Here is an 11,406-nt window from a genome sequence, read left to right on the forward strand (position 1 = left end):
CTTGAGCGTCACGACGGATATCGCTGCCAGCTATCGCGGGCCGGGCAAGGTCCTGCGCGCGCAGCTGGCGCGCGGGGCGCATGAGCCGCGTGCGCTGGCCTACCTGATGGGGGCCTGCGGCGTTATGTTCGTCGCGCAATGGCCGCGCCTCGCCCGCGAGGCGCACCTGCAGGACACCGAACTGCAACCTGCGCTTGGTGGTGCCCTGTTGGCGACGCTGATCTTTCTGCCGCTGATCTTTTACCTGATCGCGGGACTGAGCCAGCTGGTCGCGCGCGCCATAGGCCGTCCGATCGAGGGCTACGGCACGCGGCTGGCGTTGTTCTGGGCGCTGCTGGCGGCCTCGCCGCTGGCGCTGCTCAACGGGTTGGTGGCCGGGTTCATCGGGCCGGGGGGCGCTTTGACGCTGGTCGGCATCCTGTGGTTCGCGGCCTTCCTGTGGTTCTGGAGCAGCGGGTTGCGCGAGGCGCGGCGCCTGAACGCCGGGGCGGAACCGGCGTGACCTTGGACGGGTTCCTGAAACTGGCGCTGCAAAGCGTGACGAACCCGCGCGAGGTTGCGGCGCTGCTCTTGTCGATCCGCCCCAACCGCGAGGCGCTGTTGACCGGCTTCGCTCTGGTGGTGGTTCTGAACGCGCTTCTCTATGGCCTGTCGACCCTGCTGGACCCGACCGGCGCGCCCGGATTCATCGGCGGGCCGGTCAGTTTCCTGGTGATGCAGGGACTGGCCCTGGCGGCGGTGATCCTGTCCCTGACCTGGATGGGGCGGCTGTTCGGCGGGCGTGCGCGGGTCGAGGAAATCGCGCTGGTGATGATCTGGATGCAGGGTTTGCGGGTACTGGTTCAGGCAGCCACGCTGCTGGTGGTGCCGGTCTCTCTGGCGCTGGCCGGGCTGGTCACAATGGCGGCGACCGCGCTTGGCGTCTGGATCGCCGTGAATTTTCTGGACGAGGCGCATGAACTGCGCAGCCTCTTGCGTGCTCTGGCCGTCTTGGTATTGGGCATGCTGGCGATGGCCTTTGCGGTCTCGCTGATACTGACCCTGGCCGGGGTCACACCGGAAGGGATGTTGGACAATGTATGATATCGAGGCGATCCGCGCCGATTTTCCGATCCTCGCGCGCGAGGTGAACGGCAAGCCGCTGGTCTACCTGGACAACGGCGCCTCGGCGCAGAAACCGCAGGTGGTGATCGACGCGGTGACGCGCGGCTATGCCGAGGAATACGCCAACGTTCACCGGGGCCTGCATTACCTGTCCAACCTGGCGACCGAGAAATACGAGGGCGTGCGCGAGACCGTGGCGCGCTTTCTTGGTGCGAAAGACCCCGAGGAGGTCGTCTATACCACCGGCACGACCATGGGGATCAACCTTGTCGCCTATGGCTGGGCCATGCCGCAGATGGACGCGGGGGACGAGATCGTCCTGTCGGTGATGGAACACCATGCCAATATCGTGCCTTGGCATTTCCTGCGCGAGCGGCAGGGCGTCAAGATCAAGTGGGTGGATGTGGACAGCACCGGCTACCTCGATCCACAAAAGGTGGTCGACGCCATCGGGCCCCGGACAAAGCTGGTCGCCGTCACCCACCTGTCGAACGTGCTGGGCACGGTGGTGGACGTCAAGGCGATCTGCGAGGGCGCGCGCGCCAAGGGCGTGCCGGTGCTGGTCGACGGCTCTCAGGCGGCGGTGCACATGCCGGTGAATGTCGAGGATCTGGGCTGCGATTTCTACGCCATCACCGGGCACAAGCTGTACGGTCCCTCCGCCTCGGGCGCGATCTGGATCAAGCGTGCCCGCATGGACGAGATGCGCCCCTTCATGGGCGGCGGCGACATGATCCGCGAGGTCCACAAGGACGAGGTGACCTGGAACGACCCGCCGATGAAATTCGAGGCCGGCACACCCGGGATCGTTCAGCAGATCGGCCTGGGCGTGGCTCTGGACTACATGATGGATCTCGGGATGGAGAACATCGCTGCGCATGAGGCCAGGCTGCGGGATTACGCCGTGTCGAAACTGGGCGGACTGAACTGGCTCAGCGTGCAGGGCACGACGCCGGACAAGGCGGCGATCTTCTCCTTCACGATGGAGGGGGCAGGGCATGCGCATGACATTTCCACCATCCTCGACAAGAAGGGTGTGGCGGTGCGCGCGGGCCATCACTGTGCCGGGCCGTTGATGGATCACCTGGGGGTGACGGCCACGTGCCGCGCCTCGATGGGGCTTTACAACACCGAAGCTGAGATCGACGCGCTGGTCGACGCGCTGGAACTGGCGCACGATTTGTTCGGCTGAACGCCGTCAAAACGGGCAGTGCCGCAGCGGAACGGGTTATTTTCGCGGCAGGCGGTTCAATTCCGGGCCGGGTCTTGGCAGGTTGCGCGGGACGCAACAACCTCGGAGACCCGCATGCCCCTATTGACCGAAGCCGACGAGATTTCGCAGATCGCATTTGGATTCATGGGCTCGAAGGCGCTTTTCGCCGCGCTCGAGCTCGATGTCTTCACCCATCTTGCCAAGGGCGCCATGACGGCCAGAGAGATGGCCGCCGCCGCCGAGATGCACGAGGATCGCGCGATGACGCTGCTCACGGCGCTGGCGGGCATGGGGTTGGTCGCGGTCGAGGAGGCGCGGTTTTCCAATGCGCCCGCGGCCGAGGCTTTCCTGGTGCATGGGGCGAAATACGATTTCTCCGACTACCTGCGCCTGCAGGTGGGCAAGCAGATGTACCCGCTCATGGAACAGCTTGAAGGCGCGCTCTCGGGCGAGATGGACGAGGATGCCACGGCCTCTTACGCCGACTGGTTTTCCGATCCGGCCGAGGCGCGGCTCTATTCCGAAAGCCAGCACGCCGGTTCGCTGGGTCCGGCGCGGCAACTGGCCCGGTCGCTGGACCTGGGCGGCAAGAAAAAGATGCTGGACGTGGGCGGTGGCACCGCGGCCTTCGACATCACCCTGTGCAAGAAGAATCCCGAGCTGACGGCCACGGTGCTGGAATTCCCCAATGTCGCCAAGCTGGGACGGGAATACGTCGAGAAGGCGGGGCTTTCCGACCGGATCACCTATCTCGAAGGCAACGCGCTGGAAACGCCCTGGCCCGAAGGACAGGACGTGGTGCTGATGTCCTACCTCTTTTCCGGTGTCCCGGGAGAAACCCACGCCGGGCTGATCGCCCAGGCCTTCAAGGTGCTGAACCCCGGCGGGGTGGTTCTGGTCCATGACTTTATCGTCAACGAGGACCGCACCGGCCCGGGCCTCGCGGCGCTCTGGCAGCTGCAGCACACGGCCTTCACGCCCGAGGCCCGGTCGCTGGACGCCGGCTGGCTGGAAGGGGCGCTGGCAGCGGCGGGTTTCCAGGACGTGAGCGTTGGCGCGATGATCCCCGAGATGACCATGCTGGCGCAGGGCAAGAAGCCCTGACGCTTTTGCGCCCGCACCCCATTGCGGCGGTGCGGGCGAGCGGTTATAGACAGCCGCGAAGCACCCGTAGCTCAGCTGGATAGAGCGCTGCCCTCCGAAGGCAGAGGCCAAAGGTTCGAATCCTTTCGGGTGCGCCATTTCAATGGACAAATCAATTGCCGAGAGGGACGGACCTGTAGAAGGTCGGTGCTTCCGTTCAATAGTGGCGCAAGCAGGCGGAGTGTCGCATCGCGTTGACACAGTACGCCGCCTCATCGGGTCGTTCACGAGACGCCAAGATCGAAGCCGCGCGCCTTCATAGTTCTGGGTCACTGCTCGTTTGCCAGTGTCACAATGCGCTCCGGCGATGCCCGCCCCCTGTCTGAACGAGGCCATCGCCACCTGGTCAAACATCCGGTCGGACAGCCGGCGGCGCAGGAACAGGATTGGCATTGCCATCCGCCTACCAACATAGCGCGGTTTTCGGTTTCGCGATTCCAGCGTGCGCATCAGCAGATCGGTGATCATCTTTGGCCCCGGCAGCTTGCCGAGCGCCTCTTGCGCCTTCGCAAATGCTGTCATCAACCCAGCAAAAGGGCCCGGCCTGCGGCCTCCTTAGACGCAATCCCGCTCCATTCGGAAGCGATCCCGCCCGGCTCGATCACCACCACCGAACTGACGGGTATCGCCAGCTGCACCGCTTGCTGGGGCGAGAGGACCTGCAAGTGAACTGGAAGAGCCGTACCGCATCTACCGCGAAGAGGGGCTGACCGCGCGCACCTATCTCCATCCCGCAAGGGCCGAACCAGCGGTGATCCCTGGACTTCGTCTCAGACAGTCTGTCGGGCGGGCGTCGGTTCCGTGTGCTCTGCGTCATCGATGACTTCAGCCGGGAATGCCTGGCCTGCGTGGTCGACACGGCGTTATCCGGTCAGCGGGTTGCCCGTGAACTCGACAACATCGCCCGGGCGCGGGAGATAAATGCCCTGCTGTTGTCGACCCGTATAGAGTTCGGATAGCCGCCCCCGCCCGCAGACATTCTGCAGCGTTTGCACGACGCCGGGGATCGGAACCCGGGCACGGTCGGGAACGGGTATCCAGAACCGTCAGGGCGAGCCATTGTGCGCCAATGGGGCAAGTGCCGTGGCGAGCGAATTTCTTGCCCAAGACCCAAACAACGTTCGAGCCGATAGCTTCCTGGTGGTCGTCCCGCATCGCCGCCTTCGCCCTGCAATTCGGATGCATGTTCCTGTGCTGCGGGCCCAACTCGTTGTAATCCCTGCGGGTCTTCTTGATGTTGATCATCCCTCCTTCCCGCTTCGACAACACTTGGACGCGCCTGCAACTACAGCGCATGCGTGTCTTGCAGATTTCCCTGAGCACGGGAGAAACGTCTTCGAGATGGACGAGGTCGGCGCAAGCATCCAGTGCATCACCAGACAAGCATGGGTCACCCCTGGTCGGGGCGGCTGTCCCGATGGCCGGGACCCAACCTTTGGCGGGGGGGCGGTTTCAGCGCTGCATCTGGCCTGCCAGCGCGATCAGTGCCCGGTCGCTGCCGCGCGGACCAACAAGGGACAGACCGACAGGCAGCCCGGCGCGGGTGCGCATCGGCAGGCTGACCTGCGGCAAACCGGCATGCCCTGCCAGCGACAGCAGCGTCAGCGCGCGGTTGCGGTAGTCTTCCATTTCCGCGCCATCGACGGACAGAAGGGGCGCCGGGCCCGGCGCCGTGGCCAGGACGATCACGTCCCGCTCGCCAAGGATGGCGATCAGGTGACCCGTGATCCGGGCGCGGTCCTTGCGGGCCTGTGCGATCTCTTCGCCCGTCAGGGCGAGAGCGCCTTCGAACCTTTGCCGGATGCCGGGACCGAAGGCCGGGGCGGCCTCGGCGATCCAGTCGCGGAAATTGGCAGCCACCTCCGCCCCCTGGCAGATCCGAAAGGTCGGCAGGAGCAGACCGCGCAGCTCATCGTCAAAAAGCGTGGGTCCGGGGGCCTGACCGGGGGGCAGCAGCGCCTCGGCGGTGTCCGTCTCTGCAAGACGCCAGAGGTCCTCGGGGTACAGGAACGCGCCGTCCAGGGGGGCGGCTGCCGGAGCGAACTGCTCCGCCAGGAGCGAGAGCGTTTCGGCGTCGCGGGTCATAAAGCCCGGCACGTCGTAACTCTGGGCCAGCGGCACGAGGCCCTCTGCCGGCAAAAGGCCGTGCGTGGGTCGCCAGCCGTAGACGCCACAAAAGGCCGAGGGCAGGCGGACAGAGCCGCCGGTGTCCGTGCCCAGCCCGATGTCCACCGCGCCCGACGCCACCGCAACGGCAGAGCCGGACGAGGACCCGCCGGGCATCCTGTCCGGCGTGACCGGGTTCACCGGCGTGCCGTAGCGCGCGTTCTGCCCCATCAGCGAATAGGCCAGTTCGTCCATCTGGGTCTTGCCGATGGCCTCGGCCCCAAGGTCCAACAGTCGCGCGACAAGGGGGGCGGTTGTCTCGGCGGCGGGGTGGGTTGCCGCCCATTCGGGGTTGCCGCAGCCGGTGACATGCCCGGTGACGTCGAAATTGTCCTTCACCGCAAGGCGCAGGCCCGTCAGAGGACCCTTGCCCGCAGAGAGCGGCGGATCAAAGAGCGAGACGAAGGGTGCGGCGCTGAACTGCATCACGATCCGTCCTGCATCAGAGAGACATGGGCCGCGATCACGCGCCAGCCCTCCTCTGTGCGGACCCAGGTCTGGCTCTGGCGCCCGACGCGGGTCGAGCCGACGCGCTGGAACTGCAGGTTGCAGATACCCACATCCGGACCCAGTGTCGTGATCTCGCGCCGGACGACCTCTCGCTGGGGTGAGCCGCCGGTGCGGCCCTTGCGAAAGGCGCGGATTTCTTCGATCCCGTAGAGGTTTTCGCCGACGCCGTAGCGCAGCGTGTTGGGATTGTCCCAGAACAGCCCGTCCAACACCTCCAGGTCATTGTCCATCAGGGCCTTTTCATAGGTATCGCAGGCGGCTGTCAGCTCTGCCAGCGCCTCGGGCTGGTTCAACGTCACGGTCATGCGCCGTCTCCGATGGCCTTGAGGATGTCCTTGCTGTCACCGACAAAGCCGAAACACTGGCGCACGTTGTACAGCGTCGCATCCATGCAATAGGCGGGTGAGGTCGTGCCCGAGCAGTCTTCGAGCATGATGACGTCGTAGCCGAGGAAGTTGGCATCCTGCAGCGTGCACAGAACGCATTGATCGGCGTTGACGCCGGCGAAAAGCACGGTGGTGATGTTGAGGTTGCGCAGGATGCTGTCCAGCTCGGTGTCCTGGAACCCGGACATCCGGTATTTCGACACGGCGATGTCGCCCGGTTCCGGCGCCAGTTCGTCGACCACGGCGGCGGCCCAGCTGCCTTCCTCCAGCACATGCGACCCGTTCGAGGGCAGCGGCTTGCCGATGCCGGTCGACCGGCCATCGGGATCGTAGACGTGCAACACCGAGGGCGGCAGGTTCATGCGGTCGGGCCGGTTGCCCCAGTTCAGCCAGATGACCGGAACGTCCTGTGCCCTGAGGTCCGGCAACAGGGCCTGCAACGGCGCGATCTGCGCCCGGGCCGGGGCCACGTCGACGCCCTTGTGGGCAAGCCAGCCGTCCCCGTGGCAAAAGTCGTTCTGCATGTCGATCACGATGATCGCCGTGCGCGACAGGTCGATGGTGACGGTGCGGTCGCGGTCGCGCAGGGTGACGGGACGCACCGGCGGCGGGGTCCGGGTCATGTCGACGCTGGACTTGCTGACATGCCATGCGTTGCGTGGCGTGGCCCCGAGGGGCAGGGGGGTATCAGTAGAAAGGTCCGTCATTTCAGGCCTCTGTCAGAACACGCAGGTCTTCGTCGTCCAGCTCCACCCGCTCTCCCGAGCGGATCAGTTCCGAGAAATCCTGGTTCGGGGTCATCACCGTCAGCGTATAGAGCTTGCCCTTGCCGGTGTTCTCGACCACGTGGAGGGAACCGGGGTTCAACAGCAGCGCGTCGCCTTTCGCGATGGGCAGGCGGTCGCCATCTGACGAGGCATAGCCTTCGCCCTCGATCACGTAAAAGAACTCATGCGCATTGGAGTGGCTGTTCGGCGGGGTCGCGCCGTCCTTGGTGAAGATCTCGACGACGTAGATGTTGTCGGTCGGCGCATTGGCTGGGTCGAAGAGCATCACGAAATAGTTGCTGTCCGTGGGCGCGATCTTCCAGGCCTCGGCCTTGGCCACCTGTTCATGTGAGAAGGATTTGATCATCTGGGAAACCTTTTGTCAGTTCGCGGTTCTGCGGGATGGTGAACGGGGGATGCGCGTGCCATGTTTGGCATCGGAAACCGGGATTTCGATGATGGTTAGGCAACGGAGAAGCGGATGCACGCGAGGGTTCTGACCTATGTGGACGAAGTGGCGCGGCAGGGGTCGATCCGGGCCGCGGCGGACAAGCTGAACGTCGCGGCCTCGGCGATCTCGCGGCAGATCAAGTCGCTGGAAGAGGACCTCGGTACGCCGATCTTCAACCGGGCGCCGCGGTCGCTGACGCTGACCGCCGCCGGGGAAATCCTGCTGGTTCATATCCGCGAGACCCTGCGCGAGATGGACAGGAATCTTGCCCTGATCGAGGACCTCAAGGGGCTGCGCCGGGGCGAGGTGTCGGTCGTGCTGATGAGCGGGCTTGCCTCGAACATCGTGCCGCGCGTGGTGATGCAGTTCCGCAAGGCCAACCCCAAGGTCGCGGTGCGCCTGCAGCTGATGACCGACCCGGACGAGATGATCGCCGCCGTGGCCGAGGGGCAGTCCGACCTGGCCATCGGGTTCGACTTTCCGCAGCGTCCCAACGTCCGGCAACTGGCGGTCGCGATGGTCAATCTCGGGGTTGTCGTGCCGCCGGATCACCCTTTTGCCGGGCGTTCCAGCGTCCGTTTGGACGAATGCGCCGACTACACGATGGTGGTGGCGGATACGAGCATGGTGATCCGCCCGCACCTGGAAAAGCTCTTTGCCCGTTCGGGGGGCAGGCCCAGCGACCTGATCGAGACGAACTCGATCGAGATGATGCGCCACCTGACGCGGCTGGGCGGATGCATCACCTTTCTGACACCCTTCGATATCGAGACCGAGGTGGCCGCCGGTCAGCTTGCCTTTGTCCCGGTCGAGGAGTTTGCCCGCGAGACGCAAAGGTTGATCTTGCTGGGGCCCGAGCGAAATCCCTCCGCGCTGGGCAGTGTTCTGGCAGAGCATTTCCGCGCGGCCCTGGGGTAAGAGACATTGCATCTGCGTCACCTCGAATACAGCCGGTCGAGACGCACGAACTTGCCCAGCAGCGCCAGCGCCACGGTCGTAACGACGATCAGCAGGGCAGAGATCGCATGTGCCGTGGGTTCCAGCGCAAAGGTCGCTTCGGAATAGATCCGGACCGGCAGCGTCGTCAGGCGCGCGGTGGTGAGAAAGCTGGTCACGGTGACTTCGCCAAAGCTCATCAGGAAGCCGACCAGCGCGGCCGCGAAAATCCCCGGCGCCATGCCCGGCAGGGTAATCAGCAGGAAACACCGCATCTTGTTCGCCCCGAGGCTGGCGGCAGCCTCTTCCAGCGAACGGTCAAGCGTCATGGCGGAGGTGGTCAGCAGGGTGATGATGAAGGGCAGGATCACAACGACGTGGATCGAGACCAGCCCGGCAAAGGGCGGGATGATCAGGTAGACCTGCAGCAGTTTCAGCATTCCGACGGCGATGGCCACGCCGGGCAGCGACAGGGGCAGCATCCAGAAGGCCAGCAGAACGGGCCGCATCCGGAAGGGATAGCGCGCCAGGGCAAAGGCCGCCGGCATGGCCAGCAAAACCGCGATGGACACGGCGACCAGGGCCAGCTTGACCGAAACCAGGAAGTTCCTGGTGTAATCGCCTTCGATCAGGACGCGGCGATACCATTCCAGGGTAAAGCCCTTGAACCCGGCGGCGGTGGCCAGCGGCACGTCGTTGAAGCTCTGGATCATGACCAGCACCAGCGGCAGGATCAGCAGCCCGATCGCGCAGAACAGCAGCAGGTAGCGCAGCGGCGGACCGACCCGGTCGACAAGCACCGCCACCCAGGCGGGGATCGTCCAGGGCGATGAGGGCACCCCCTGGCGCCAGCGCATGAAGCGGTTCAGCCAGAGCGTCGCCAGCGCGATGAAACCCAGACCGACCGTCGTCATCACCAGCGACAGCGCCGAGGCCATCGTCGCGTTGAGATTGCTGATCGCCTCGTTCAGCACCAGCATCCCCATCGTCCAGACCTTGCCGCCGCCCAGAAGCGTGGCCGAAACATAAGAGGTCGTCGCCATCAGGAAGACCACGATCACGCCCGACCGCAGCCCGGGCAGCGACATCGGGAAATCAACGGTCAGAAAGCGCATCCCGGGCGAGGCGCCCAGGCTTTCGGCGGCTTCGTGGATCCGCGGAGAGGTGTTCTGCAGGTTGTCATAGAGCGCCAGCACCATGAAGGGCATAAAGACCTGCGCCAGCGCGACCGTGACCGCCCCGTGATTGAACAGCATGGTTTCGATTGGCGGAATGCCGAACCAGCCTGTGAACGTGTTGATGAGTCCCTGCGGCGACAACAGCAGCATGATCCCCAGCGACCGGACAACCACGTTTGTCAGCAGGGGAATGAGGATCACCGCGAAGGACAGCGCACGCCATTTCGATGGCATGCGCGCCAGCCAATAGGCCAGGGGGTATCCGAGGAGCGCCGAAATCGCGGTGACGGCCAGGCCGAGCAGCACGGTTTCGGCGATCACCGAAAGATAGAATGGATCGGTCAGGATCTTGACGAATTGTACCAGGGATGGGCTCTGGATCACCGGGCCGAAGGGGCTGGGGTATTCGTGCAGCGACAGCAGCACGACCACCCCCATCGGAGCCGCGAAGGCCAGTAGCAGCCATGCGGTTACGGGAAAGGACAGAACCGGACCGATCCAGCGTTTCATCCAGCGATCTCCCGGTCATATTTCGCCTGCCACTCGGCGCGGTGGGCGTTGATGTAATCCCAGTCGAAATCGACAAGGCTGTCGACATTGCCGGCGGTGATGACCTTGCCCTCAAGCTCGGGCGGGATCTCGACGTTGTTGACGGTGGGCGAGTAGTAGATCTCGTTCGCGTAGGCGAGCATGGTCTCGGGGCTGAGATGCAGGTTCACCCATTCCTCGGCCAGCTTCTGGTTGCGCGTGCCCTCGGTGATGCAGGCCACGTTCATCGTCACGGCCTGGCCTTCGACCGGCGTTGCGATGGCGCAGTTGGGGTTGCGGCTTTCGGCGTACATGCGGGTGAAGGAGGCGAACTCGACCGACAGGTCGGCGACGTTCTGGTCCAGCATGTCGAACAGTTGCGCCTGGCTGCCCTGGATGCCGGCAAAGGGTTTCAGTTCCTTGACCTTTTCGACCACCTTGTCGAATTCCTCGATGGAATAACCCCAGGCCTTGGCGGTCATCATCAGGGCCGAGATACCCTCGGCGCCCAGGCCGTTCGGCCAGGCGATCCGGCCTTTCCATTCCGGGTTCCACATGTCCTTCCACGAGGTGATCGGCGCCGAGGCGGCGGTCTTGTCGTAGACGATTGTGCAGGGGTTGAAGGCCACCCCGTAACCGCCCTTGCGGGCCAGCGGATAAAGGTACTCGTAGTTCGGCACCGCCGGGCTGGCGGGCTGGGTGACGCCATCGGCGACGGCCTGACGGCTTTCGTAAATGTTCAGGTACAGCACGTCAAAGCTGGGCCGGCCGCGTTCGGCGTAGGCGCGCGCGCGGCGTTCGCCGGTGCCGCCCAGGACGTAAGAGACCTTGCAGCCATACTTCTCGACCAGCTTTGGCTCGATGTGTTTCTTGACGATCTTTTCCTGCGCGCCGCCCCAGATACCGACAACCAGTTCGTCACCGGGTTTGGGCTGGGCATAGGCCGGGCGGATGATCGACGCGGGGGCGGCAAGGCCCGCGGCCATCAGGCCGGTAAACTGTCTGCGGTTCAAAGCCATTTCAT

Annotated in this window: 11 protein-coding genes, 1 tRNA gene and 1 pseudogene; 7 read left to right on the forward strand and 6 right to left on the reverse strand. The window is 64.7% G+C overall.

Annotation, left to right across the window (positions count from 1 at the left end; all coding sequences use genetic code 11):
- Window position 1 precedes the first annotated feature (1 nt).
- The 6 genes and pseudogenes from KZZ07_RS06210 to KZZ07_RS28050 all read left to right on the forward strand — a co-directional run.
- Entirely contained in the window at window positions 2-502 is a 501-nt protein-coding gene (locus KZZ07_RS06210; RefSeq protein ID WP_219512932.1) for a YIP1 family protein, read from the forward strand.
- Complete coding sequence (locus tag KZZ07_RS06215; protein WP_219512933.1) at window positions 499-1,083, forward strand: YIP1 family protein; 585 nt, start codon at window positions 499-501, stop codon at window positions 1,081-1,083. Before KZZ07_RS06210 ends, KZZ07_RS06215 begins: the two co-directional genes overlap by 4 nt.
- Complete coding sequence (locus tag KZZ07_RS06220) at window positions 1,076-2,296, forward strand: cysteine desulfurase (RefSeq protein WP_219512934.1); 1,221 nt, start codon at window positions 1,076-1,078, stop codon at window positions 2,294-2,296. The genes KZZ07_RS06215 and KZZ07_RS06220 overlap by 8 nt, the downstream gene beginning before the upstream one ends.
- Before the next feature lie 114 nt (window positions 2,297-2,410).
- On the forward strand, window positions 2,411-3,421 hold the full coding sequence (locus KZZ07_RS06225; protein WP_219512935.1) for a methyltransferase: 1,011 nt from the start codon (window positions 2,411-2,413) through the stop codon (window positions 3,419-3,421).
- 60 nt (window positions 3,422-3,481) lie between these two features.
- Window positions 3,482-3,558 (forward strand) — tRNA-Arg (locus KZZ07_RS06230).
- A gap of 498 nt (window positions 3,559-4,056) precedes the next feature.
- Window positions 4,057-4,398: pseudogene (locus KZZ07_RS28050) on the forward strand (DDE-type integrase/transposase/recombinase); the annotation flags it as partial.
- A 514-nt stretch (window positions 4,399-4,912) separates the two neighbouring features.
- Here KZZ07_RS28050 and KZZ07_RS06240 read toward each other — a convergent pair.
- Genes KZZ07_RS06240 through KZZ07_RS06255 form a run of 4 tightly spaced genes read right to left on the reverse strand, consistent with a single transcriptional unit; the run spans window position 4,913 to window position 7,656 of the window.
- Window positions 4,913-6,052 (reverse strand): amidase, encoded by a 1,140-nt coding sequence (locus KZZ07_RS06240; RefSeq protein ID WP_219512936.1) that lies wholly within the window; start codon window positions 6,050-6,052, stop codon window positions 4,913-4,915.
- Window positions 6,052-6,441: an oxalurate catabolism protein HpxZ gene (gene hpxZ / locus KZZ07_RS06245; protein WP_219512937.1), complete on the reverse strand. Its 390-nt coding sequence runs from the start codon at window positions 6,439-6,441 to the stop codon at window positions 6,052-6,054. The genes KZZ07_RS06240 and hpxZ overlap by 1 nt, the downstream gene beginning before the upstream one ends.
- The gene (locus tag KZZ07_RS06250) at window positions 6,438-7,229 is read right to left on the reverse strand and encodes a cysteine hydrolase family protein (RefSeq protein WP_219512939.1); all 792 of its coding nucleotides are present in this window, start codon (window positions 7,227-7,229) and stop codon (window positions 6,438-6,440) included. Before KZZ07_RS06250 ends, hpxZ begins: the two co-directional genes overlap by 4 nt.
- A 1-nt stretch (window position 7,230) precedes the next feature.
- The gene (locus KZZ07_RS06255; RefSeq protein WP_219512942.1) at window positions 7,231-7,656 is read right to left on the reverse strand and encodes a cupin domain-containing protein; all 426 of its coding nucleotides are present in this window, start codon (window positions 7,654-7,656) and stop codon (window positions 7,231-7,233) included.
- A gap of 114 nt (window positions 7,657-7,770) precedes the next feature.
- Here KZZ07_RS06255 and KZZ07_RS06260 point away from each other — a divergent pair, with 114 nt between their 5' ends.
- Window positions 7,771-8,658 carry a LysR family transcriptional regulator gene (locus KZZ07_RS06260; RefSeq protein ID WP_219512943.1) on the forward strand — a complete coding sequence of 296 codons (888 nt, stop codon included), beginning with the start codon at window positions 7,771-7,773 and terminating at the stop codon, window positions 8,656-8,658.
- A gap of 17 nt (window positions 8,659-8,675) precedes the next feature.
- Here the strand turns inward: KZZ07_RS06260 and KZZ07_RS06265 are convergent, their stop codons facing one another.
- Together KZZ07_RS06265 and KZZ07_RS06270 are read right to left on the reverse strand one after the other, a co-directional pair.
- A complete protein-coding gene (locus tag KZZ07_RS06265; protein ID WP_219512944.1) occupies window positions 8,676-10,364 on the reverse strand; it encodes an ABC transporter permease subunit in 1,689 nt (562 codons plus the stop codon).
- The gene (locus tag KZZ07_RS06270) at window positions 10,361-11,401 is read right to left on the reverse strand and encodes an ABC transporter substrate-binding protein (RefSeq protein ID WP_219512945.1); all 1,041 of its coding nucleotides are present in this window, start codon (window positions 11,399-11,401) and stop codon (window positions 10,361-10,363) included. The genes KZZ07_RS06265 and KZZ07_RS06270 overlap by 4 nt, the downstream gene beginning before the upstream one ends.
- Window positions 11,402-11,406: the final 5 nt, after the last annotated feature.

It is taken from the genome of Mameliella sp. CS4 (assembly GCF_019392335.1).
In the GTDB taxonomy this organism is placed as follows: Bacteria; Pseudomonadota; Alphaproteobacteria; order Rhodobacterales; family Rhodobacteraceae; genus Antarctobacter.